Raw genomic sequence first — 24216 nt, 5'->3', positions numbered from 1 at the left:
GATGGTTCACCAGGTCGCCCAGGCGGTCCGACGACATGTCCATGCCGTAGACCTCCCACTGCGTGGTTTCCAGGATGCGGCGCGTCAGATGGTGGCCGATGAAGCCGTTGACGCCAAGAATCAGGACTCGCTTTTGGTGCATGGATCGGAAATCTTTCAAAACGAAGAAGGGCCGCGCGGTGTCGGGCAAAACGGGTAGTTCGGAAGTCGGTCTAGCGCGCCTGTGGCTGCGGCGCAGCCGGGACGTTGGTCACCACCACACGGCGCCAGTCGCGCGCCACGACGTAGAGTGGCAGGCTGGGCGACAGTTCCAGGTAGGTCTGGGGTGACATCACCGCCATCGCGGGCTCGCCCTGCTTCCAGACCTTTGCGAAGGCGGCCACGTCGGGCAGCCAGCGCTGCGGTTCCATCGTGGTGCCAAACGTCAGTTCGTCCGCCGGCCCCACCATCGACAGCGGGTGGCGCAGGTAGAACGGCAGCGTGTGGTCCAGCATGTTGACGCCATAGAGCTTCATGCCCGGCGTCAGCCGCTGGTGGATCTGCGGCACCAGGTCGGCACCGGACGCGGGCCCGCCCACTGTCTCGTGGCCGAGCAATGCCGCGGTGAAACCCATGTACATGCCCAGGGCATAGACGGCCACGCTGGGCAGCACCCCATGGCGCCGCAGCAGCGCGCGCGCCGCCAGGATCGCCAGCAGCATCACCACGAAGGCGACCGCCACCCAGATGGCATAGGCGCGATAGAACGCGTTGGGCGTGTGGTTGGCGTTGAGCGTAGCCACGATCGGGCTGGCCAGCAGCCCGCAGATCGCAACAATGGCCATGGCCCGCAGTTGCCGGCCCCAGGCCCGCGCATCCATGCGGTCCAGCGCCACGCCGGCCAGGATGCCCAGCGCCGGAAACACCGGCACGATGTAGCCGGGCAGCTTGGAGCGCGACAGGCTGAAGAACACGAAGATGGCGATGGCCCAGATGCCCGCCATCAGCGCCGGACGGAAACGCGCGCCGGGGGCAGTGGCATCCTCGGCCGGGGCCGCGCTACGCATGGCCGTCCACAACCGGGGAAACAGCCCCACCCAGGGCAGGAAGCCCGCCAGCACCAGCGGTACGAAGTAGACGATCGGCCCACCGCGCGAGTGCACGCCGGACGTATAGCGCTGCCAGTGCTCGTGGACGAAGAAGAAATTCAGGAATTCGGGATTGCGCTCGGACACCAGATAGAACCAGGGCATGGCGATCACCAGCATCGTCACCGCACCGGCCATCAGGTGTAGCCTGCGCCACAATCCCCAGTCGCGCGTGACCAGCGTATAGACCACCAGCACCAACCCGGGCAGCGCGATGCCGACCAGGCCCTTGGTGAGGATGGCGACACCCATCGCCGCCCAGCAGGCCACCATCCAGCCCAGCCGGCTTGCCCGCGAGGCGCTCGGGTGCTGGGCCACCAGCATGCAGGCCAGGATGCAGGCCATCACGCCGGCCAGCGTCATGTCGAGCGTATTGAAATGCGCGGCCACGCTCCACATCGGCGCCGCCAGCAGCGCCAGCCCGGCAAACGCGGCGGCACGCGGGCCAAACCAGCGCCAGGTCGCCAGCATCGACATGCCGATGCCCAGCAGGCCGGCCAGCGCCACCGTCAGGCGCGCCTGCCATTCGCCCACGCCGAACAGCGCGTAGGTCACGGCGGACACCCACATGTGGAATGGCGGCTTCTCGAAGTACTTGAGTGCGTTGTAGCGGATGGTGACCCAGTCGCCCGTAGCCAGCATCTCGCGCGAGATTTCCGCGTAGCGCCCTTCGTCTGGGCCCACCAGATGACGCAGGCCCAGGGTGCCGAACCACAGCAGCAGCGCCACGGCCACGAACACCGCCGTCCAGCCGGCCACGGCGGACATGCGCAAGCCACCCACGCGCGCCGGCAACGAATCCGGATGGGCGCGGTCAGCCGCATCGTGCGTGATGCGTTGCTTGCTATGAGGATGGTGCATGTCGAATGGGGGCGGCTTCGCGAAAGTTGCGTTTTGTGCCCTTGGATCTGGCACGCGCGTTAATGTCCAAGAATAGAGCGCGCAGATTAGGGAATCTGTCTTAATTTCAGATTAAGCGTGCACCTGATCCGGCACGATGCTACGCTCGGGCCGCGCCAAGTGCATCATGCGTCCCGTTTCAATCGATACTTACAAACAGCCGTTTCAAGCAGTTCGCTCATGAGAATACTTATCGTTGAAGACGACCCCATGCTGGGCGATGGCATGCAGCGCGGCCTGAAGCTGATGGGGCACGCCGTGGACTGGTTCCGTACCGGCGCCGATGCCGACCGCGCCATCGCGGCCATGCATTACGACGCCGTGCTGCTGGATCTGGGCCTGCCCGACCAGGACGGCGTGACGCTGCTTTCGCGCTGGCGCAACCAGGGCCGCCAGACGCCGGTGGTGGTGCTGACCGCCCGCGACGCGGTGCAAAGCCGCATCAGCGGGCTGGATGCCGGCGCCGATGACTACCTGATCAAACCCGTGGATCTGGACGAACTGGCCGCGCGCCTGCGCGCCGTCACGCGCCGTTCCGCGGGCATGCCGGAGCCCGTGTGGCGCCATGGCCCGCTCGAGTACCACCCGGCGGCGCGGCTGGCGGTCTGGCAGGGCAAGTCGGTGGACCTGACCAGCCGCGAATCGATGCTGCTGGAACTGCTGCTGGCTCACCCCAACCGCGTGCTTACGCGCGAATTCCTGCGCGACAAGCTCTACGAATGGGAAAAAGGCTCCGAGAGCAATACGCTCGAAGTGCATATCCACCACCTGCGGCGCAAGATCCATCCCGGCATCGTGCGCACGTTGCGCGGTGCCGGCTACACGCTCGGCACGCTCGACGCACTGGAAACCCCCTCGACCAACACCGCCAGCGGGGACGATGCATGACCCTGCAGCGGCGGCTGATCCTGGTCGTGCTGGCGTCGGTGGCGTTTGCCTGGGTTCTCACCAGCATCATGATCTTCCTGAACGCGCGCATGGAGATCAACGAGTTCTATGACACCGCCATGGTGCGCATGGCGCAGCAGATGCAGGCGGTGCTGCCGCTGATCAACACGGGCGCGGTGCCGCCGCAGCCCCAGCCGGACGGCATGGTGCCCGGCGATACCGACCTGGGCGACCTGGGCGCCGCCGGGCTTGGCGACATGGCGATTGCCACCTGGCGCGGCACCGGCCAGCCCTTCCATATCGATCCCGATGGCGACCGCCTGCCGCGCCTGCCCGGCGTGCGGGGCTTTACCGACCGGCAGATCGACGGCGTGCCATGGCGGCTCTACTACCTGGACGAACCGGTGGCCGGCTGGCGCGTCTGCGTGGGCCAGATCATGGCCGAGCGCGAGGAACTGGTGTGGTCGTACTTGCAGGCGCAGGTGCTGCCGTGGGTGGTGGGGCTGCCGCTGCTAACCACCCTGCTGGTGTGGGGCATCCGCCGGATGCTGCATCCGATGCTGGCGCTCTCGCACACCATCGCCACGCGGGCCCCGGGCGATCCCACGCCGATTTCGCTGCACGATGCCCCGCCCGAACTGGCGCCGCTGGTGCACGCGATGAACCGGCTGCTGGACCGCGTATCGGCCCTGCTCGAACACGAACGCCGCCTGACCGCCGATGCCGCGCACGAGATGCGCACACCGCTGGCCGCGCTGAAGGCGCAGTGGGATGTGGCCCGTCGCTCCGCCGACCCGGCCGAGCGCGCCCAGGCGGCCGTCAACGTGGAAGCCGGCATCGACCGCCTGAGCCATCTGGTATCGCAACTGCTGACGATGAGCCGGCTGGAGGACGAGAACGGGCCGCCCTCGCGCAGCGCGGTGAACTGGCGCGACGTGTCGCAGCGTGTGATGTCCGACTGCCTGCTGCTGTCCGAACGGCGCCATGTCGACATGGAGATCGTCTGGCCGCAGCCCGAGGCCAAACCCATCGACGTATGCGGCGACCCCACCCTGCTTGGCACCATGTTGCGCAACCTGATGGACAACGCGCTGCGCTATAGCCCGGCGGGGTCCACCGTCACGCTGGCCTTCGCGCCCGACCGCATCGTGGTGGCCGACCGCGGCCCCGGCGTGCAGCCGGACCAGCTGGCGCGGCTGGGCAGCCGCTTCTTCCGCGGCGGCTCGCAGCATGAGCAAGGCACGGGGCTGGGCATTTCCATCGCGCGGCGCATTGCCGAGCTGCATGGGCTGTCGATCGATCTGGCCAACCGGCCGACGTCGGAAGGCACCGGGCTGGTGGCGACCATCCGCATCAACAACACCGAGGCAGGCCAGGCATGAGCGCCGCGTGGGAAGTCTTTGTGGTGTTCCTGCGCCTGGGCCTGACGTCGTTCGGCGGCCCAATGGCCCACCTTGCATATTTTCGCGACGCATTCGTGGCGCAGCGCCGCTGGCTCAGTGAACACGCCTACGCCGATATCGTCGCGCTGTGCCAGTTCCTGCCCGGCCCGGCCAGCAGCCAGGTGGGCATGGTGGTGGGCCTGTCGCGCGCCGGCTACCTGGGCGCACTGGCGGCCTGGATCGGCTTCACGCTGCCTTCTGCCGTGGCGCTGATCCTGTTTGCGCTGGGGCTGTCCCGCTATGGCAACCTGATGCCGGCCGAGGCGCTGCATGGCCTCAAGGTCGCGGCGGTGGCCGTGGTGGTGCAGGCGGTGTGGGGCATGGCCCGATCGCTCTGCCCTGACGCGCCGCGCATCACGCTGATGGCGCTGGCCGCCGTGGCGGTCAGCCTGGTGCCGTCGCCGGCCTGCCAGCTGGGCGTGATGGTGGTGGCCGGCCTGGTCGGCGCCCGCCGTTTCCGCAGCGGCGATGCTGTGCCGCACGAACCGTTGTCCGTACCGGTGGGCCATGGCGTGGCGCTGCTATGCCTGGTCGCCTTCGCGGTATTGCTGGTGGGATTGCCGTTTGCCGCGCGCGCTTCCGGCGATCACGCGGTGGCCCTGTTCGATGCGTTCTACCGCGCCGGGGCGCTGGTCTTCGGCGGCGGCCACGTCGTGCTGCCGCTGCTGCAGGCCGCCGTGGTGCCCCCAGGCTGGGTGGACAACGATACGTTCCTGGCCGGCTACGGCGCGGCACAGGCGGTGCCGGGTCCGCTCTTCACATTCGCCGCCTTCCTGGGTGCCGCCGGTACGCTGGCGCCCAATGGATGGGCCGGCGGTGCGCTCTGCGTGGTGGCCATCTTCGCGCCGTCGTTCCTGCTGGTCTTCGGCGCGCTGCCCTTCTGGGAACGGCTGCGCCGCCATGGCGCCACGCGCGCGGCGCTGGCCGGCGTCAACGCGGCTGTGGTGGGCCTGCTGCTGGCCGCCTTATATCATCCGGTCTGGACCAGCGCCGTGCTGGCCCCGGCGGATTTCGCGCAGGCCCTGCTGGCGCTGGTTGCGCTGGCTGTCTGGCGGGTGCCGCCCTGGGCGGTAGTGCTGGCATGCGCGCTGGCCGGATGGGGTCTGCAGGCCGCAGGCATCGCCTGAGACCGGGATCGACGATCGGAACCACGACGTGAACCTCTACCTGACGCTGAAGACCGTCCATATCCTGTCGTCGGTGGTCCTGGTGGGCACGGGATTTGGCACCGCGTTCTATTTTTTCTTCGCCAACCGTACGCGATCGGTGCCGGTGATTGCCGCCGTGTCGCGGCTGGTGGTGCGCGCCGACTGGTGGTTTACCACGCCCGCCGTGATCGTGCAGCCGCTGACCGGTTTCTGGCTGGCGCACTTGGCCGGCTGGCCATGGCATACCCCTTGGATTCTCGCGGCCATCGTGCTCTATGGGCTGGCCGGCATCTGCTGGTTGCCGGTGGTCTGGCTGCAGGTGCGGCTGGCGCGCATGGCCGCCGTGGCCAGCCACGCCGGCACGCCGCTGCCCGCCGACTACTGGCGCGACGCCCGGCGCTGGGAAGCGCTGGGCTACCCGGCGTTTGCGGCCATGGTGGGGGTCTACTTCCTGATGGTGTTCAAGCCGGCGCTGGCGTCGGGCTGACTCGCTGCGCGACAATCCCGGCAACCACATCGACAACGACAACAGGGCACGACATGCGGGTCATCGTACTGGGCGGCATGGGCAATTTCGGCGCGCGTATCTGCCGCGCACTGGCGGATGCGCCCGGAATCGAATGCATCGCTGCAAGCCGCAACGCCAAACCGGGGCCGCGCACCGCCGCCATCGATCTCAATGCCGGCGACTTTGCGCCACGGCTCGCCTCGTTGCGGCCCGACCTGGTCATCCACTGCGCGGGACCGTTCCAGGGCCAGGACTACCGGGTGGCCGAAGCCGCCTGCGCGGCGGGCGCGCACTACATCGATCTGTCCGACGGGCGCGATTTCGTGGCCGGATTTGCCGGCGCGCTCGACGCGCGGGCCCGTGCCGCTGGCGTGTGCGCGGTCAGCGGCGCCAGCAGCGTGCCGGGGCTGTCGTCAGCCGTGGTGGACCGGCTGGCGCAGGACTTTGCCAGCATCGACGATATCCAGATCTCGATTGCACCGGGGCAGCAGGCACCGCGCGGCGAAGCCACGCTGCAGGCAGTGTTCGGTTACGCGGGCGCCCCGGTGCCGCGCCTGCGCGACGGACGCTGGCAACTGGCGCATGGCTGGCAGAACATCCGCAGGCAATATTTCGATGCGCTGGGCACGCGCTGGTCGGCCACTTGCGACGTCCCGGACCTGGCACTGTTTCCGCTGCGCTACGCCGGCGTGCAGACGGTTGAGTTTCGCGCGGCGCTGGAACTGCGGAGCCAGCACGCGCTGCTGTGGGCGGTGGCCACGCTGCGGCGCCTTGGGCTGCCGCTGCCGCTGGCACGCCATGCCGGCTGGCTCAACCGGGTGTCCAGCCGATTGCTGGACCGCTTCGGCAGCCCACACGGCGGCATGCTGGTGCGCGTGGGCGGGTTGCGTGCCGATGGCCGACCCGGCGTCTCGACATGGTCGCTGACCGCGCCCGACGGCAACGGGCCGGAAATCCCCTGCATGGCAACGCTGCTGCTGACCGCGCAACTGGCGGACAGCACGTTGCTGTCGCGCGGCGCGATGCCCTGCATGGGGCTGCTGTCGCTGGACGCCTTCACGCCTCACTTCGACAAATGGTGCATGCGCACCCGCATCGACATGGCCTGAACGGCAGGCCGCGCACTGCCGGGGCTCAGCCCGGCAGTGCGTCGGGGGCGTACTGGGCGGCAAATTCCGCCGACGGCGCAATCGGCGTGATGATGTCGAGCATCACGCCATTCGGATCGACCGTGATGAAATGGCGCTGCCCGAACGCCTCGTCGCGCAGCGCCAGCAGGATGGGCAGGCCGGCGCCCGATACCCGCGCATAGACCGCATCCACATCGTCGACCTCGAAATTCAGCAGCATGCCGGCGGCCGTCCTGCCCCGCCCCGGTGCCGGGATGGTGTCGTGGTTGGCATCGAGGATGGCCAGGTTCATGTGCGGGTCCTGGCCCGATTGCAGATGCACGTACCAGTCGGCGGTGAAGACCGGCGCAAATCCGAAGTGCGCGGCGTAGAACGCCGCCGTTCCCGCTACGTCTTCGGTCATCAGCACGGGGTAGAAGCTGGTGGTTCGCATGGGTCGTGTCTCCATCGTTGGCGCCGCGCTGGGCGTGACGTAACATACAGCCTGCATCTTTCCCACCATTGAAACATACAGGCTGCATGTATGCAAGATAGAAAGGCCCGCTCGAACCAGGAACGCACGCTGGCCACGCGCGCCGCGCTGCTGGCTGCCGCCCGCGACCTGTTGATCCGCAAGGGCTACGCGGCGACGTCGACACCCGAGATCGTGGCTGCCGCCGGCATCACACGGGGGGCGCTCTATCACCACTTTGCCGACAAGCAGGACCTGTTCCGCGCCATCCTCGAAGACGAGGCCCTCGCCGTGGCGGCGGATATCGAGAATGCCGCGCCCATGGATCTGCCCGTGCGCGACGCGCTGCTGGCCGGCAGTCTGGCCTACCTGCAGGCGATGGCCGTGCCGGGGCGCACGCAACTGCTGCTGGTCGACGGCCCGGCCGTACTCGGCACCGCCGCCATGTTCGCGCTCGATGCCCGGCACGCCGGCCGCACGCTGCGGGAAGGGCTACGGGCCGCCGTGGGGCACGGGCTGCCCGACGCTGCCCCCGTCGATGCCCTGGCGGCCTTGCTGTCCGCCGCATTCGATCGAGCGGCGCTGGAAATCGAGGCCGGCGGCGATCCGGACCAGTTTCGGGCCGCAACGACCGGGCTGATCGCGCGCATTGTGGCGGCGGATTGACCATGCCAGCGCGCCCGCGCATCGCCCCGACCTGCGCGGCCACGATGCTGGCGATGACGCTGGTCATGTCCGGCTGCGCCACGGCACCGGCCGCGGTAGCAGCGCCGCGGGTCACCACGATCTCGGTGGTCGAGCGCGACTGGCACACCGACATCTGCATCCGCACCGTCGACGCCGATGCGCGGCTCATGCGCGTGGCCCGGGGCTACGACGGCTCCACGTACCTTTGCTTCGGCTTTGGCGACCGCCACTACCTGATCACCGGCGAGCGCGGCCCGATGACGCTGCTGTCGGCCCTGCTGCCGGGCGACGGCGCCATCCTGCTGACGATCCTGCGCGACACGCCGGCCGCCGCGTTTGGCGCGGGCAATGTGGTGGATCTGGAACTGGACGAGGCCGGCATCGGGCGCCTGCGCGCCTTCCTGAACCGGACGGTCCAGGAGAACGACGCCGGCGAGCCGCAGGGGCTGGGCAACGGCCCCTATCCCGGCGGACTCTATTTCGGCGCCACGGCACGCTACAACGGCTTCTATACCTGCAATACGTGGACGGCCGACGGCCTGCGCGAGGCGGGCATCCCGATGCACGGCCCCGTGCTGTTCGCGGAGGGCGTCATGCGGCAGGTGCGGGATCTGGCGGCCGCGCGGCAAGGCGCCCCGCAGGCGGACAGCCCGGCGCCCTAGCAGGGGGCCGGGCTGCAGACCGTGGTCGCGCTACCAGCGGGCGTGACCACAGTGGACGATTGCGGCGGACTGGGATCGCTGCTGCTGATCGATATGCAGCCGGCAAGGCAGACCGGCAACAGCAGGAGAACGGCGATCCGGGCGATTCGGCTCAGTGTCATGGCTGGCTCCCCCACGTGCGGCGTGCACGCGACAAACCCAGTATAGATAGCGACACCTGCCGCCAACAATGCCTGTTCTCCAGCCCGGCCATGTCAGGCGCCCGGCAGGCGGCCAGATGACTCGCGGGAACGGCCTGTTTGTGGCCCGACTCGGCCGGCTGTGCCGAATCGGGCCCCTTGCGCCGCAGATTAGCGCTGGTCGAATCGATCCAGGTTCATGACCTTGACCCATGCCTTGGCGAAGTCCTGGACGAACTTCTCCTTGCTGTCGTCAGCGCCATACACTTCCGCCACCGCACGCAGTTCCGCGTTCGAGCCGAAGACCAGGTCGACCGGGGTTGCCTGCCACTTGACCTTGCCGGTCGCACGATCCCGGCCCTCGTACATCCCCTGATCGGTGGACGACTTTGACCACTTCGTCGACATGTCGAGCAGGTTGACGAAGAAGTCGTTGCTCAGGATGCCAGGGCGATCCGTGAACACACCGTGGCGGGTGCCGCCGGCGTTGGCGTCCAGCGCCCGCATGCCGCCGAGCAGGACTGTCATCTCGGGAATGCTCAGGTTCCGGTAGCGCGCACGTTCGACCAGCATGTCCGCCGGGGACCGCGAACTCTGTTTGCCGTAGTAGTTGCGGAAGCCGTCCGCAACCGGTTCGAGCACCGCGAAGGCCTGGACACTGGTTTGTTCCGCCGACGCGTCCATCCGGCCCGGCGTGAACGGTACGTCCACCTTGTGACCGCCCTTGCTGGCCGCTTCTTCCACCGCAGCGGTGCCGCCCAGCACGATCAGGTCGGCAAGCGAAACCTTCTTGCCGCTGGTCTTCTGTGCCGCGTTGAAGTCCTTCTGGATGGTCTCCAGACGATCCAGCACCCTGGCAAGCTCGGCGGGTTGGTTGACGCCCCAATCCTTCTGCGGGGCCAGGCGAATGCGCGCGCCGTTTGCGCCGCCGCGCATGTCCGTGACCCGGAAGGTTGCCGCCGACGCCCAGGCGGCCCGCACCAGTTCGGGAATGGTCAGGCCGGACGCCAGGATGGTGGTCTTCAGGCTGGCAACATCCTTGTCGTCCACCAGCTTGTGATCGACCTTGGGGACCGGGTCCTGCCAGATCAGGTCTTCCTTGGGCACGTCGGGACCAAGGTAGCGGGACTTGGGGCCCAGGTCGCGATGCATGAGCTTGAACCACGCCCTGGCGAACGCGTCCTCGAATTCCTTGGGGTTTCTTCTTCGGATCGTGCGCATCCGGCACGAAATTGGACCGGCCACCAAGGCTGCGAGGTCTTCATGACCGCGGCGATATCGCGCTTGACCGCCTCCAGGTCCAGGGTCTTGAACGCCTCCGCATAATCGAAGGCCTTGCCCATGGGATCGGATTCCGCCGAATTGAATCGCAGTGGCTGCAGATCCAGTTGCGCCGGCCACCAGAAGCTGTTCGGCGTCACGTCCGTTTCGCCATCAGCGGCGTGGTGTAAAGCGCGGCAGACACGGCAACAGTTAAAACGGAAAGTTTTAAGGTTTTTCCGATATTCATGGAACAATGCTCCTTGTAGTCGATTGCAAAAGCTGCTGCCGTGATGCAAATGCATTCAAATGCAAAATGGGGACGTCGATCGATCGACCTTGGATTCGAGCCATTCGTTGTTGGAAAATCCCTTGCAACCGCCAGCGCGCTTTGGCGCGAAAACGCCTCGGTCCGGTGCGCTGCACCTTGAGGCCGAGAAATCGGCTTCTCACGTGCCCTTCCTGTTCCAGTTTCGTCACGATTCCCGATCTCGAATCTCGAAACAAGAAAACCGTATGCGACCGAAAGGAAGTGTTTCGCACTCTACGTGCGACACCCCATTGGGAAAATTCAATTATTTCGATTGGCTTGATTAGCCAACTCAATTGGAATTGCCGTAGTCACGCGATGTCATTCGCGTCATTGGCATATAGCGGCTGAAACAGGGGGATTTCGGATAAATCGGGATCGCAGAAAAGCGCTGACGACGTCAGATACCGAGATGGCACAGAAGGTTATTCGCCCGAAAAGATCCTTGTGATATTGACGATAATCAATATCGACGTTGTTACGGAATCACGCGAATACTACGAGGTGCCGTGGACGGCTTCGGGAAAGGCGAAGGCTTGTGAGCGGTGTTGGCCGACGCAGGCCGCGCGCAGGTTGGGAGCCCGGAAAGAAATAGAGCCGTCTTGAAGACGGCTCGGATCCCCGCGTACTCGTTGCAACGCCACCGCTCCATAACTGGTGCCTCTGCGGGCGACCATGAAAACCTGCCGGAACGATATGGCTGCCAGCCCGCTGGCGACCCCTCCGGTCGCATATGCGTTCCCAACGTGTTCAGCGGGGCCAGCGAGATGACATTCTGGCGATGAAATATTTCGGAAATAAGAAGGTGGAGCGTCGCCGGGCGCACAATTGTTCGAATCTGCAGACAACCGCAACTTCCGGGCAGGAGGGCGATCACTAGAATGAATCGACCTCACCGGGGAGCCGACATGAAACGTGATTCAGGCGTGGCAACAGAGACGACCGCAGAGGGCCTTGCGGCCCTGATCTACCACATTGCTCACGGCGCCAGTCAGGGCCAGCTTGACCCTGAGTTCGTACGCAAGCTGTGCAAGCGCGTGGACAAGGAAATCGAGGTCATGGAGGACACCGACAAACTGGTGGCCCCCGACCGTGACCGACTGCACCACGCCGTGCAGACGCTACGCGCCACGGCGGACGCCGAGGAAGGCGCATTGCTGACGCGGGCACTGGAACGGCTGAGATCGGTCGATGCGCGAGCCGGCAAGGACAGCCTGCCGGGCCGTCCCGCAGACGGAGAGGCGGCCTGAGGAATACCCCTGGGGCGCCAATACGCGCACCCGGCACAGGACGCCCACCGGCACGCCCAATGCAGAACGCCCCTCCTCCCGCCAAGTCGGGTGAGGGGCGTTTGTTATCCGGCAGGTGCGGGGGGAAAGGCCCCGTCTGCCGGTTGTCTCCCTGCCTTAGAAGCGGTGACGGATACCGACGATCGCGCCGGTCTGGTTGGAACCGTTCGGGAAGATCGGGTTGGTGCTGCTCAGCGCCAGCGTCGACGTGCCCTTGTTCTTCACGTAGCCGATGTTCAGGTAGGCGTCGGTACGCTTCGAGAACGAGTAGTCGGCCGACAGCACGAACATCCACGGATCGTTCTTGCTGTTGTGGGTGTCGGTGTAGTAGGCAGCGCCCGTCAGCGACAGGGCCGGCGTCACGCGGTACAGACCGCCGAGCCAGTAGACGTTGTTGCGCACGGCAGCGGTCGTCGGGCTGCCGATGCCGTCGTCGCGCATCCAGCGGTAGCCGGCGAACACCTTGGCCACGCCCAGATCGTACGAACCACCGAAGGCCAGACGCTTGACAGCGCGGTCGTCGACGTTGGCGGCGTTGCCCTGGTACTGGTCGTAGGCCGTGCCCACCGAGAACGCGCCTTGCGTGTAAGCCAGGCCGGCGCCGAAATTGCGGCCGATGCGGTAGTTGCCCGGCACTTCCGTGCTGTTGGGCACGGTCGAATCACGGCCGGTGCTGTAGAAGGCTGTGCCGGTCAGGCCACCGAACTTGCCCGTGTACTTGATGGCGTTGTCGGCACGGCCGTTGAAGCCCGAGTCAACCGCGTTCAGCGAGTACTTCGGGCCAACGCCCATCGGGTCGTAGGCGCCGAACAGGTCATACAGCGCATTCTGCTGACGGCCCAGCGTCACGGCGCCGAAGTTGCCTTGCAGGCCAACGAAAGCCTGGCGACCGAACAGACGGTTGGACTGGCCCGACACGCCGGTGTCGATATCGAAGCCCGATTCCAAGGTAAAGATGGCCTTCAGGCCGCCACCGAGGTCTTCGGCGCCACGCAGGCCCCAGCGCGAACCGGACATGTTGCCCGAGCTCACGGCCACCTTGCTGCCACTGATCGCCGGGTTGCCATTCGATGCGGCGGAGCCCGTGTGGTTGGCGAATTCGATGCCGGCGTCGACGATGCCGTACAGCGTCACGGAGGTGTTGGACTGTGCCGATGCAACGCCGGAGATGGCGCAGGTACCCGCTGCCGCCAGAGCAAATAGTGCTTTCTTCACTGTGAGTTCTCGTATTTGTTAAGACATTGAGATGCTTCCCCGTCACGTTTTCAGAACGGGGCTACGAGTTCGCACTGCCGCTTTCCGAAACGATGACCTGAGGTGGCAGGCGAATTGTTTCAGCCGAATATGAAATCCATGTGTCTGTTGCGTCTCAGCAACAAATTCGGACCCCCTACTTCGGTGGGAATTTTGGCGGTTGGCAGCGAAGAATGCGGGTTTTCCCGACCAGCCTTCAGGTAGGATGCACACTTTTCCGTGAAAGGCATTTGACAGGTCCGTGACGGTGCGCACCGGCCCTGCCTCGCCTTGCGTCAATGCGCCTGGATTCATACAAGACTTATATCGCCCCACGGCTTGCCCAGTTCAGGCAACATCTGCGCCGGCCAAGCCGACGCACCGTCCTAATGGGCCTGGCCGCGCTTCCGGCGCTGTTGCTGCTGTACCTGCTGCTGCTGATCCCGTTCACGCCCGGCATCAGCGACATCCGCAAGGCCAAGTCCGAGCAACCGGCCCAGGTACTGTCGGCGGACGGCAAGGAACTGGCCGTCTACCGTTGGGCCAACCGCGACTGGGTCAAGCTGGCCGATATCTCGCCCAACGTCGTCAACGCGCTGATCGCCACCGAAGATCACCGCTTCTACCAGCACTTCGGGCTGGACTGGCGCCGCACCGCGTCGGCGGCGCTGCACACGTTCTCGGGCGACCGCCAGGGAGGGTCGACCATCACCCAGCAGCTGGCACGCAACCGCTATCCGGACGCCATCGGCCGCGCCCCCACGCTGACGCGCAAGCTGAAGGAAGCCATTACGGCGCTGAAGATCGAGGCGCTGTACTCCAAGGATGAAATCCTCGAGACGTACCTGAACACGGTGCCGTTCCTGTACAACGCGTTCGGCATCGAGATGGCCGCGCGCACGTACTTCGACAAGTCCGCCCGCCAGCTTGACGTGCTGGAAGCCGCCACGCTGATCGGCATGCTCAAGGGCAACAGCTACTACAACCCGGTGCTGAACCCGCAGCGCGCGCTGGAACGCCGAAATATCGTGCTGGCGCAGATGGTCAAGCGCGGCAAGCTCGACCCCGCCCGCTACCAGGTGCTGGCCAAGCGCCCGCTGCGCATCGACTTCGAGCGCCAGATCGAGGAACCGGGCCCGGCCGCCCACTTCGCGCAGCAACTGCGCAAGTGGCTGATCTCGTGGGCCGACAGCAACGACTACAACCTGTACACCGACGGTCTGGTCGTCCATACGACGATCGATGCGCGCCTGCAGGCCATGGCCAACCAGGCGCTGGCGCGCCAGGCCAACCAGCTTCAGTCGATTGCGAATGCCGCCTGGGCGCCGCGCGCCGGCTGGGCCGAAAGCCGCGGCCTGGTGCAGCAGTTCGTGCGCGAAACGCCCGAATATCGCGCCTCCGTGGCCGGTGGCCAGACCGATGCCGACGCGCTGAACCACCTGATGCGCGACAACGCGTTCATGCTGACCCTGCGCCAGAACAAGACGCGTGTGCAGGCCGGCTTCATGGCGCTGGACCCGGCTACCGGCGAGATCCGCGCCTGGGTAGGCAGCCGCGACTTCACCGTGGACGCCTTTGATCACGTGGCCCAGGCCCGTCGCCAGCCCGGCTCCACCTTCAAGCCGTTCGTCTATGGCGCCGCGTTTGCACGCGGCCAGAGCCCCGACGAGACGTTCATCGACCAGCCGGTCGAAATCAAGCTTGCCGGCGGCGAGATCTGGCGGCCGACCGACGAATCGGCCGCCACCGGCCGCGCGATGAGCCTGCGCGACGGCCTGGTCTATTCCAAGAACACCATCACGGCGCAACTGGTGCAGAACCTGGGCGCAGATCGCGTGGCGAAGCTGGCCCGCGCCATGGGCGTGCGCGACAGCAAACTGGAGGAAGTGCCATCGCTGGCGCTGGGCACCAGCCCCGTCACGCTCAAGGAGATGGTCAGCGCCTACGGCACGATCGCCAACGGCGGTCAGTACATCGCCCCGTCCATGATCACGACCATCACAGACCGCGAAGGCAAGGAACTGGCCCGCTTCCGCCCCGCGTCGCCGGAGCGCGCGCTGTCCGCCACCGCCAACGAAACCCTGCTCGACGTGATGCGCGACGTGGTGGATCGCGGCACCGGCACGGCCATCCGCACGCGCTACGGCATTCGCGCCGACGTGGCCGGCAAGACCGGCACGACCCAGGACAACGCCGACGGCTGGTTCATCCTGATGCATCCGCAACTGGTGGCCGGCGCGTGGGTGGGATTCAACGACAGCCGCGTGACGCTGCGCAGCGACTACTGGGGCCAGGGCGCGCACAGCGCGCTGCCCATCGTGGGCGACTTCTACCAGCGGGCCCTGCGCGCACGCATCGTCGACCCGCGCTCGCGGTTTGCCGAAGTCGACGAGAAGACCTGGTATTCGGGGCTGACCGATACCGTACGCGGCTGGTATCAGAAGCTGTTCGCCGCGAACAAGAAGGACGACAACGCGTCGCTGCCGCGTCCGGCACCGCGCCGGCCGGTCCTGCCGGCCACGGACGCCGACGCCATGCCGCCGGCCTCGGCGCCGGCAACGGCCGCATCGGCCGACAACGGCATGGCGCTGGATCCCGGTGAAGTTGTGGAAGCCGTGCCGCCGGGCGGTCATGAGATGGAGGCATCGAGCGAACCCTCGGCACTGCCGGCGGCGCCAGCTCCGGCACCTTATCCGGCCCCCTATCCGGCACCGTCCTCCGCGCCCGCGGCAGCCTCGGCGCCCGCGGCGCTCTGACCTGCTCCCCTCTCCCACAAGTGGCCGAGGGGCGAAAACAATCGACATCCGCCTACTTGGCGATCCTCAGCCGCCCGCGATGCAACGCGCGCAGCGAAGCATCGGACAGCGACAGCGGCGGCTCAGGCGACGGGCGCGCCAGCAGGTAACCCTGCGCCAGGTCGATACCCAGATCGCGGCATACCAGCAAATCGTCCTCGCGCTCGATCCCTTCGGCAATCAGCCGCGTGCCGGCCGTGCGGGCCAGCTTGCATAGCGCCTGCAGCGCCTCGCGCTGGAACGGCGACGACGCCACGCCATCGATGATGACCCGCGCAATCTTCACGTAATCGGGCTGCAGGGCAATCCACTGCCCCAGGCTGGCATGGCCCGTGCCATAGTCGTCCAGCGCAAATTGCGCGCCGCGGCTGCGGATCGAAAACACGGCCTTGGCCAGCGTTTCCAGCGGCCCCAGCGGCGCCTGTTCGGTCAGTTCCAGCACGATGCGGTCAGACGGCAGCCCCTGCGCCTGCAGAAACGTCCGGACGTCGTCGCGGGTGTCCTCGATGTCGCGGATCGAATCGGCGCTGTAGTTCAGGAACAGCTTGCCGGGCAGGTCGAATTCCATGAACGCCCGGATCGAGATGCGCGCGGCCAGCCGTTCCAGGGCCACGTGCTTGCCCGCGCGTGCCGCCTCGGCAAACAGGGCGATAGGGCTCTCCAGTGGCGTACCCACCGGGCCGCGGATCAGCGCCTCGTATCCAAACACATCGCCCGTGACGAGCGAGCCGATCGGCTGGAAAACCGGCCGCAGCAGTTGTTGTTCGAGGCAATCGGCAATGGATGGCGTCAGGGGTCGCGACAAGGCTTGCACTCAAACTGGCTAGGAATCGTGTTGTACGAATCATGCGGTGGGCAGGTGCCACGCCCACTGTTGAGGTAACGGCACTTCCCGAGCCGACTTGAGGCATTGCACGTACTGCTTTGGGAGGGTGAACCAGGCAAAACAGGCCTTTGACAAGGTTGCGGATCGCAACTAATATTGCTTGCGGTCCGCAACCAAATGCCGCAACTCAGTGCAGCAACGCAATGCGCACCCCAGCCAACAGCCAGTCAGAGGCCACCATGGACTTGATCGATGCACCCGCCCAGTCCCGCGACGGGACGATTCTCGAACTGCGCGATTTTTCGCGCCGCCTCGTGCGTGAACTGGGCTTCATGCGCGCGACACTGGCCGACAGTGACCTGGCGCCTTCGGCCGTTCACGCGGTGCTGGAGATCGGCATGGCGCCCGGCATCAGTGCCAAGGACCTGGGCCAGATCCTGCGGCTGGACAAATCGAACACCAGCCGGCAGGTGGCGCGGCTGGAATCAGCCGGCTTTCTGCATCGTCGAATCTCCAGCGAGGACGCGCGTGCCACCGAGCTGTTCCTGACGCCGAAGGGGAAAAAGCTGCGGGAGAAGATCGACCAGTTCGCCACCGACCAGGTATCCCATGCGTTGCGCCGCATGCTCCCGTCCGACCAGCAGGCCCTGCTGCGGTCCCTGGCGCTCTATGCCGACGCGCTGGCGCAGGACAACGCCGCCAGGACGACCGGTGGCAAGCCGGACCGCCTACCCATCGCCGAAGGCTATCGGCCCGGCTGCATCGGCGATATCGCCAGCCTGCACGGGCGCTTCTATGCCGAACACTGGGGATTTGGCGCCTTCTTTGAAAAGCGTGTGGCCACCGAACTGGCCGAGTTTGCCGCCATGCTGCCGGCACCGGGCAAGGCGCTGTGGCTGTATCACGAAGACGGTCGCACGCTGGCGTCCCTGGCCATCGACGGCGACCCGGCGACGGGTACGGCGCATCTGCGCTGGTTCATCGTCGACGATGCGTTGCGCGGTTCCGGCGTGGGCCGGCAACTGATGGCCAGCGCCATGCAGTTTGTGGACGCGCACGCGTTTGACGAGACCTGGCTCTGGACCTTCAAGGGCCTGGATTCGGCACGCCATCTCTATGAGTCGTTCGGCTTTGTGCTGACCAGCGAAGCGACCGGCACCCAATGGGGCGGCGAGGTCACCGAGCAGCGATTCAGCCGCCGCAGGCCTTGATCGGCGCCGTGCCTACTGAAGATGCCACGCCCCTTTCCGAGCATCCGGCGTGTCGATTGTGCTTTTCCGCTTTCACACGCGTGGGACGGAAACGAGGAATGGTCTCGGGTTCAGGCGGCGACGCGCCTGAACCCCAGACCCGCGCCCTGCCCTATACCAGCCCGATATCGCGGGGCCGGCTGCCCGGAAAGACCTGCGCCAGGCGGCTGTCGTCCAGCCCGTAAAGCCTGCGGAACAGGCCGCCCAGCACCGTCCGGTAGTCATTGAGCACCGGATAGTCGCGGTTCTGGTTCAGCGTCGACTGGGCAACGGCAACCTGTTCGCCCACCATGCGCCCGCCCCGCACATTGCCGCCGGCCACCCAGTAGACCGTGCCGTGGCCGTGGTCGGTGCCGCGCGTGCCGTTCTCGCGGAACGTCCGCCCGAACTCGGAGATCGCCACCACGGTGGTGTTGCGCCACGCCGGCCCCATTTCCTCCGAGAAACCGGCAATGCCGCGCCCCAGGTTGTCCAGCAGGTTGGCCAGTTGCCCTTGCGCGCCGCCCTGGTTGACGTGCGTGTCCCAGCCGCCCACGTCGATAAAGCCAAGGTTGAATTTCTCGCGCATCAGCCCGGCCATGCGGCGGGCCTCTTGCTCGAAACCACGCGCCGTCAGCGCACGCCGGTTGGCCGCCTGCATCTCCTGCATGCGCCCGGACATGGTGTCGCCCGCCGCACCGTCGCTGGCCGCGCGCATGGCCGCCTCGTGCCTGCGCATCGCCTCGGCCTGCTCCGCCACGGTCTGGCGCAGATCAAAGCCTTCCGCAATCAGGGACTCGAAGCGCGTGCCCTTGTACATCTGCGCCAGGGTCTCTGTCTGGCGCGCATCGAACGGGGCGCGGCCGGTGCCCTTGAGCGACACGTTGGGCACGTTTGCCGCGCCGGACAGCACCATCGGCAAGCCGTCCGTAAACGCCACCGGCGCCGCCTGTCCGCCCATGGCCTGTGTCAGGCGGTTCAGGAAGCCGCTGCCTTTTGGTGCGGCGCCCGAGCCACCATGGCCGTCGCCTGCCAGGCCCGCCTCGATGCCGTCCTGGGTTTCAAAGTGACTGCGCGACATGTCGCTGGTGCCCGCGAACGGCACGAAGGCCAGTTGCTGGCGCTGCCACATCGGCAGCATCGTGGCCCCCAGCCGGGGATGCAGTGCCCAGCCATCCGCCGCCAGCGCCAGCGCGGCGGCGGGGTCTGGCGCAGCCCCCGGCGCCACCGGCGGCCGGATGGCGATGTTGGGGCGCGAGGCGTAATAGAAATCGCTGCCGGATGGCACCAGCACGTTGGCCGCGTCATAACCGCCGCGCAGGAACACCAGCAGAAAGCGCGCGTCGGCCTGCGCCGGCAGCGCAAACACGCGCGATGTCACGGTCGGCAGCGTCAGCGCAAGGCCCGCGCAGCCCATCGTCCTGAGCCAGTGGCGTCGGTTCATGGTTGTCCCCATCGTTGCGTTGCCGTTGTGGTTACCCTAGCGCTGCATCCATTCCGGCGAACTCAGCAGCACGGCATTCCATTCCTGCTGCGACCCCGCCTGGCCCAGCGCCTGGCGCGTGGCCACACCGAGCGTGCCTTCGATGGTGTCGTAGAACATGCGGTTGTTCGGCATTGGAAAGCCCCGTTGCGCCGCCGGCTGCCCGCTTTCGTCCGCGAACAGCCCGGCCGGCCCGCTGCCGATCGTGCGCGCAATCTCGAAGCGCTTGACCAGTTGTCCCGAACTGGCCCACGCGCTTTCGGTCAGCGGATAGCCGTCGGGCGCCACGTGGCCATACAGCGGCTCGCCAAGCTGGTTCAGCCAGTTGATCATCGGACGCAGGTTCGATACCGGCCGGCCGTCATAGGCCAGCCGCATCGACGACACCACAAAGACCATCGGGTCCTTGAACTTGCGGGCGCCCTCGGCGGCCGACTGGTCGAACCAGTGCGACAGGAACATCGTGCGCAGCACCGCGCCAATATCGCCATCGGTGCGCGTAAACGTCGCGGCCATCTGCGTCACCAGTTGCGGCGTCGGATTGTCGGACACGAAGTACGCGGCCAGCTTTGCCGACACGAAGCGCGCGGTGGCCGGGTCGCGCGCCAGGATCGACACGGCCTGTTCCACCTCGGCAAACCCGCGCGGCGCGATAGTCTGGCCCAGCAGCGTCTTGGCGCCGAAGTCGTGGCGGTTCGGATTGAACTCGAACAGGCCATCGCTGCGGTACAGGGTTGCGCGTTCGGCAGATAGCCGGGGCGGCTCGCCCCGCGCGTTGACGCCAAGCCCGGTCAGCACGCGCGCCAGTTCCTGTACGTCCTGCTGGGTATAGCGCGACCCGCTCGGGCCGCCCGCCACGCCCAGCGTATGCAGTTCCATCAGCTCGCGCGCGTAGTTCTCGTTGATGCGGTTGGCCGCGCTCTGGGCGTTGTCCAGGTATTCGAGCATGGCCGGCGACGTGACCGTGGCCATCAGCAGGTCACGAAACTTGCCCAGCGCATGCGGGCGGATCGCACGGGCCTCGAAATCGGCCAGCGCATAGCGGACCTGCCCTTTGCCCGCGTAGACATTGAAATGGTTCAGCCAGAACCAGGTCATCTGCTCGCGCAACTGCGCGGGCGAATAGAGCGCGCGCAGCAGATGCCGACGGCCAGTGTCGATCACCAGGTCGCGCCCCTGGCGGTTCAGCGCCTCACGGGCCTGCTGCTTTTCGGTTTCGTCGGACAGCGCCTGGATGCGCTGCCGCTCGGCGCGCAGGGCCTGCGTCCGTTGCAGGGCATCGCCCTGGCTGACCGGCAACGCGGCAATGGCCTGGGCCAGTTGCGGCGGATCGGTCAGCGGCATCTTAATCTGCTCGTCGAGATAACGCTGCCGGCCGATGGCTTGCAGCCGCTGCACGCTGGCCTGGTCCGCGCCAAAGCTGACAGTGTTGAGCCAGCGCAGGTCGGCAGCAGACAGCTTGTCATGCTGCATTGCATCATTCGCAGCCGTCGACGCGCAGGCGGCCAGCGCCGCCGTCATCGCAAGCGACGCCAGCAACCCCAGCAGCCGCCATTGCCGCAAGCTGCCGAAGGATCGGCCCACAAGCTGTCGGCCCACAAGCTGCCGGTTTGCCCCCCATCGGTCTTCCCGCCGTCGGTCTTCCATAGGCGCCCGTCCCCTTTGTCGTGCGTGCACATCGCGTGCCGGAATGCCGGTTTGACGTCCGGCGCGCCAGTTGGTTGACCGCGCCACCCCGCCAGTCTGTTACCAAAATTTTCCCGCCGCGCCCCGTGACCACCCGCAAAGCCATTTTGCATACAATTCACGGATACAATGAACGGAGCCACCGGGTCTGAAGGATCGCCCCTGGCCTGGCTCAACCAGATTCAACACGGAGGAACAGACATGACCGCACACGCCGCCACCTCGCAGCACATTCCCGCGCTGGCACCGCTCGAGCAGTACCTGGAGGCCCATCGCACGGGCAAGGCCGAGTACATCTTCCAGGCGTTCCATGCCGACGCCCGCATCATTTCGTTCCGCGATGGCGCGCTGCATTCGCTGACGGTGGAAGAGTTCTCGAAGCGCTTCCAGGGCCAGCCGCAGCCCGACGAGGCCCAGCGCCGCCGCCATATCGCCAGCTTCGACGTGGTGGGCAACGCCGCCACGGCCAAGATCGTGCTGGACTACCCCGAGGTGACGTTCACCGACTATATGAACCTACTGCAGATCGACGGCGTGTGGAAGATCGCCAACAAGACGTTCAGCGCCGCGCCCAAGACGAAGTAAGACACCGTCCGCCCAGCTACCGTCCCAGCCATCGCCCCTGTCATCGTCCCGTCACAGAGCCCCGTGACAATGCGCCACGATGACAGGCGCGGGAGCCTGCGCGGCCCGTTTTGCGGCAGCGCAGCGCAAATATTCCTTGACGCCTGATTTTTCGGCACTTCAATGAAAACGTTTTCATCCTGAAGTGCGCCATCAGATGAGGAATGCATGCCAACACCCCGCCGCGCCGCCCTGCCGCCCCGCCTGGCATCCGCCGAACCTGGCCAGGGGGTGACGCTCGCCGACGTGGCGCTGGCCGCAAAGGTGTCGCTGGCCACCGCATCGCGCGTCTTCAGCCATCCGCAACTGGTGCGCGAGGCCACCGCCCAGCGCGTGCATGAGGCCGCGCGGCGGCTCTCGTTCCGCCCCAACCTGCTGGGCGCCAAGCTGCGCGCGCAACGCACCCGCATCGTCGGTGTCATGCTGCCCACGCTGGACAACGCGGTGTTTGCCGAATGCTGGCGCGGAATTGAAGAATCGGCCATGGCGGCAGGCTACTCCCTGATGCTGGTCACGAGCAACTACGAACCGGCCCGCGAACGCGAACGCGTCGAATACCTGTTGCGCCACCGCGTCGACGGCATGGTCCTGACCGTGGCCGACGCCAGCAACAGCACCGTACTAGACCAACTCGACCGAGAATCGGTGCCTTATGTGCTGGCCTACAACCAGGTGTCGCGCGACGCCGCAGGGCATGGCCGGCATTCCGTCTCGGTGGACAACCAGACCAGCGCCTGCGAGGGTGTGAACGCGCTGATCGCTGCGGGCCACCGGCGCATCGCCGTGATTTCGGGCGCCTTTACGGCATCCGACCGCGCCCGGCAACGCTTTGCCGGCTATGCCGATGCCATGCGCGACCACGGCCTGCCGATACGCGAACCGGTCAACCTGCCGTCCCACACGGCCAGCAACGCGCCGCAGATCCAGGCGCTGATGGCCCAGCCCGACGCGCCCACCGCATTCTTCTGCACCAACGACCTGCTCGCCATCGGCGTGATTTCCGATCTCAAGCGCCTGGGCCTGCGCGTGCCGCGCGATGTCTCGGTACTGGGCTACGACGGTATCGCCCTGGGCGCGCTCGTGGAGCCGCCGCTGGCCACCGTGGTGCAGCCCAATGCCGATATCGGCACGCAGGCCATCACGCAGCTGTTGCACCGGCTGGACGTTGGCTCGGCCGGCGCCGATGGCAACGCCACGCTGCTGCCGCACGCATTACGTATCGAGGGCACCGTCAGCGCGCCCGCAGTTCCTGCCTGATCCGACCGACCACCGACTGACCGACTGACCTAACCAGGGAGCCTTACATGTCGACGCAATCCTTCTGGCGCCGTCCGCTGCGCTGGCTGGCCACCGCCGCCGCTGTCGCCACCATTTTTGCCGCCTTCAGCCAGGGCGCCGCCGCGCAGACGGCCATCTGCTACAACTGCCCGCCCGAATGGGCCGACTGGGCCGCACAGATCCGCGCGATCAAGGAAAAGACCGGCGTCACCGTGCCGTTCGACAACAAGAACTCGGGCCAGTCGCTGGCGCAACTGGTGGCCGAAAAGGCCGCCCCGGTGGCCGACGTGACCTACCTGGGCGTGACGTTCGGCATCCAGGCCAAGGCTGATGGCGTGACGCAGCCGTACAAGCCGGCCCACTGGAACGACATCCCCGACGGCCTGAAAGACCCGCAAGGCAACTGGTTCGCCATCCACTCGGGCACGCTGGGCTTCATGGTCAACGTCGACGCGCTGCGCGGCAAGCCCGTGCCGCAGTCGTGGGCCGACCTGCTCAAGCCCGAATACAAGGGCCTGGTGGGCTATCTCGACCCGGCCAGCGCCTTTGTCGGCTATGTGGGCGCCGTGGCCGTGAACCAGGCCATGGGCGGTTCGCTCGACAACTTCGGCCCGGCCTTCAAGTACTTCCGCGACCTGCAGAAGAACCAGCCCATCGTGCCGAAGCAGACCGCCTACGCGCGCGTGCTGTCTGGCGAGATCCCCATCCTGCTGGACTATGACTTCAACGCCTACCGGGCCAAGTACAAGGACCGCGCCAACGTGGCCTTCGTGATCCCGAAGGAAGGCACGCTGGTGGTGCCCTACGTGATGAGCCTGGTCAACAACGCCCCGCACGCCGCCGATGGCCGCAAGGTGCTGGACTTCGTGCTGTCCGACCAGGGCCAGGCGCTGTGGGCCAACGCCTACCTGCGTCCGGTGCGCAATGTGCCGATGCCGGCCGAAGTGCAGTCGCGCTTCCTGCCCGCCGCCGACTACGCCCGCGCCAAGCCGGTGGACTTCGGCAAGATGGCCCAGTCGCAGAAGGCTTTCAGCGACCAGTACCTGAAGGAAGTGCGCTAAGCCAGCCGGCCCGCACCCCC

General features: G+C 66.6%; 20 protein-coding genes and 1 pseudogene. 13 read left to right on the top strand and 8 right to left on the bottom strand.

The genetic code is table 11. The features are described from left to right. The coding region (locus CYJ10_RS34745; RefSeq protein WP_146002048.1) for an NAD-dependent epimerase/dehydratase family protein at nucleotides 1–142 on the bottom strand (142 nt) is incomplete at its 3' end. A gap of 70 nt (nucleotides 143–212) precedes the next feature. Further along, nucleotides 213–1988, bottom strand: coding sequence for a glycosyltransferase family 39 protein (locus CYJ10_RS14880; RefSeq protein ID WP_374703266.1), 1776 nt, complete (start codon nucleotides 1986–1988; stop codon nucleotides 213–215). Nucleotides 1989–2207: 219 nt separating this feature from the next. Here CYJ10_RS14880 and CYJ10_RS14875 point away from each other — a divergent pair, with 219 nt between their 5' ends. From CYJ10_RS14875 to CYJ10_RS14855, 5 genes are read left to right on the top strand one after another with little or no spacing between them, the layout of a single operon-like run. Beyond that, the gene (locus tag CYJ10_RS14875) at nucleotides 2208–2915 is read left to right on the top strand and encodes a response regulator transcription factor (RefSeq protein WP_101682265.1); all 708 of its coding nucleotides are present in this window, start codon (nucleotides 2208–2210) and stop codon (nucleotides 2913–2915) included. Next, complete coding sequence (locus CYJ10_RS14870; RefSeq protein ID WP_101682264.1) at nucleotides 2912–4297, top strand: ATP-binding protein; 1386 nt, start codon at nucleotides 2912–2914, stop codon at nucleotides 4295–4297. Before CYJ10_RS14875 ends, CYJ10_RS14870 begins: the two co-directional genes overlap by 4 nt. Beyond that, nucleotides 4294–5484 carry a chromate efflux transporter gene (gene chrA, locus CYJ10_RS14865; protein WP_101682263.1) on the top strand — a complete coding sequence of 397 codons (1191 nt, stop codon included), beginning with the start codon at nucleotides 4294–4296 and terminating at the stop codon, nucleotides 5482–5484. Before CYJ10_RS14870 ends, chrA begins: the two co-directional genes overlap by 4 nt. Nucleotides 5485–5512: 28 nt before the next feature. Continuing rightward, entirely contained in the window at nucleotides 5513–5992 is a 480-nt protein-coding gene (locus CYJ10_RS14860) for a DUF2269 family protein (RefSeq protein WP_101682262.1), read from the top strand. Nucleotides 5993–6045: 53 nt separating this feature from the next. After that, nucleotides 6046–7122: a saccharopine dehydrogenase family protein gene (locus CYJ10_RS14855; protein ID WP_101682261.1), complete on the top strand. Its 1077-nt coding sequence runs from the start codon at nucleotides 6046–6048 to the stop codon at nucleotides 7120–7122. A gap of 25 nt (nucleotides 7123–7147) precedes the next feature. Here CYJ10_RS14855 and CYJ10_RS14850 read toward each other — a convergent pair whose 3' ends face one another. Continuing rightward, the gene (locus CYJ10_RS14850; RefSeq protein WP_101682260.1) at nucleotides 7148–7576 is read right to left on the bottom strand and encodes a VOC family protein; all 429 of its coding nucleotides are present in this window, start codon (nucleotides 7574–7576) and stop codon (nucleotides 7148–7150) included. 90 nt (nucleotides 7577–7666) lie between these two features. Between CYJ10_RS14850 and CYJ10_RS14845 the strand changes: the two genes are divergently transcribed. Together CYJ10_RS14845 and CYJ10_RS14840 are read left to right on the top strand one after the other, a co-directional pair. Further along, a complete protein-coding gene (locus tag CYJ10_RS14845; protein ID WP_101682259.1) occupies nucleotides 7667–8260 on the top strand; it encodes a TetR/AcrR family transcriptional regulator in 594 nt (197 codons plus the stop codon). A gap of 2 nt (nucleotides 8261–8262) precedes the next feature. Then, nucleotides 8263–8943 (top strand): DUF2459 domain-containing protein, encoded by a 681-nt coding sequence (locus tag CYJ10_RS14840; RefSeq protein WP_101682258.1) that lies wholly within the window; start codon nucleotides 8263–8265, stop codon nucleotides 8941–8943. Nucleotides 8944–9293: 350 nt separating this feature from the next. Here CYJ10_RS14840 and CYJ10_RS14830 read toward each other — a convergent pair. Beyond that, nucleotides 9294–10322, bottom strand: a pseudogene (locus CYJ10_RS14830) (peroxidase family protein); the annotation flags it as partial. Between the two features lie 1278 nt (nucleotides 10323–11600). Between CYJ10_RS14830 and CYJ10_RS14825 the strand changes: the two are divergent. After that, on the top strand, nucleotides 11601–11942 hold the full coding sequence (locus tag CYJ10_RS14825) for a hypothetical protein (protein ID WP_101682256.1): 342 nt from the start codon (nucleotides 11601–11603) through the stop codon (nucleotides 11940–11942). Between the two features lie 156 nt (nucleotides 11943–12098). On the opposite strand, the gene CYJ10_RS14820 is transcribed toward CYJ10_RS14825, so the two are convergent. Then, entirely contained in the window at nucleotides 12099–13196 is a 1098-nt protein-coding gene (locus CYJ10_RS14820) for a porin (RefSeq protein ID WP_101682255.1), read from the bottom strand. Between the two features lie 317 nt (nucleotides 13197–13513). On the opposite strand from CYJ10_RS14820, the gene CYJ10_RS14815 reads away from it, so the two are divergent. Next, a complete protein-coding gene (locus CYJ10_RS14815) occupies nucleotides 13514–15970 on the top strand; it encodes a penicillin-binding protein 1A (RefSeq protein WP_101682254.1) in 2457 nt (818 codons plus the stop codon). A gap of 52 nt (nucleotides 15971–16022) precedes the next feature. On the opposite strand, the gene CYJ10_RS14810 is transcribed toward CYJ10_RS14815, so the two are convergent. Beyond that, nucleotides 16023–16814, bottom strand: a complete 792-nt coding sequence (locus CYJ10_RS14810; protein ID WP_257993341.1) for an EAL domain-containing protein — start codon at nucleotides 16812–16814, stop codon at nucleotides 16023–16025. A gap of 260 nt (nucleotides 16815–17074) precedes the next feature. On the opposite strand from CYJ10_RS14810, the gene CYJ10_RS14805 reads away from it, so the two are divergent. Next, on the top strand, nucleotides 17075–18046 hold the full coding sequence (locus tag CYJ10_RS14805; RefSeq protein ID WP_101682444.1) for a bifunctional helix-turn-helix transcriptional regulator/GNAT family N-acetyltransferase: 972 nt from the start codon (nucleotides 17075–17077) through the stop codon (nucleotides 18044–18046). A 151-nt stretch (nucleotides 18047–18197) separates the two neighbouring features. Here CYJ10_RS14805 and CYJ10_RS14800 read toward each other — a convergent pair whose 3' ends face one another. Next, a complete protein-coding gene (locus CYJ10_RS14800; protein ID WP_101682253.1) occupies nucleotides 18198–19508 on the bottom strand; it encodes a DUF1501 domain-containing protein in 1311 nt (436 codons plus the stop codon). Nucleotides 19509–19544: 36 nt separating this feature from the next. Next, nucleotides 19545–21068 carry a DUF1800 domain-containing protein gene (locus tag CYJ10_RS14795; protein WP_101682443.1) on the bottom strand — a complete coding sequence of 508 codons (1524 nt, stop codon included), beginning with the start codon at nucleotides 21066–21068 and terminating at the stop codon, nucleotides 19545–19547. Between the two features lie 366 nt (nucleotides 21069–21434). Here CYJ10_RS14795 and CYJ10_RS14790 point away from each other — a divergent pair, with 366 nt between their 5' ends. The 3 genes from CYJ10_RS14790 (at nucleotide 21435) to CYJ10_RS14780 (ending at nucleotide 24196) form a co-directional block, all read left to right on the top strand. Further along, nucleotides 21435–21818, top strand: a complete 384-nt coding sequence (locus CYJ10_RS14790; RefSeq protein ID WP_101682252.1) for a nuclear transport factor 2 family protein — start codon at nucleotides 21435–21437, stop codon at nucleotides 21816–21818. 207 nt (nucleotides 21819–22025) lie between these two features. Next, nucleotides 22026–23114, top strand: a complete 1089-nt coding sequence (locus CYJ10_RS14785; RefSeq protein WP_101682251.1) for a substrate-binding domain-containing protein — start codon at nucleotides 22026–22028, stop codon at nucleotides 23112–23114. 47 nt (nucleotides 23115–23161) lie between these two features. Continuing rightward, nucleotides 23162–24196 carry an ABC transporter substrate-binding protein gene (locus CYJ10_RS14780; protein ID WP_101682250.1) on the top strand — a complete coding sequence of 345 codons (1035 nt, stop codon included), beginning with the start codon at nucleotides 23162–23164 and terminating at the stop codon, nucleotides 24194–24196. Nucleotides 24197–24216 lie beyond the last annotated feature (20 nt).

The organism is Cupriavidus pauculus, from assembly GCF_002858765.1.
GTDB lineage: Bacteria > Pseudomonadota > Gammaproteobacteria > Burkholderiales > Burkholderiaceae > Cupriavidus > Cupriavidus pauculus_B.
This window is presented reverse-complemented; position numbering and strand designations above follow the sequence as displayed.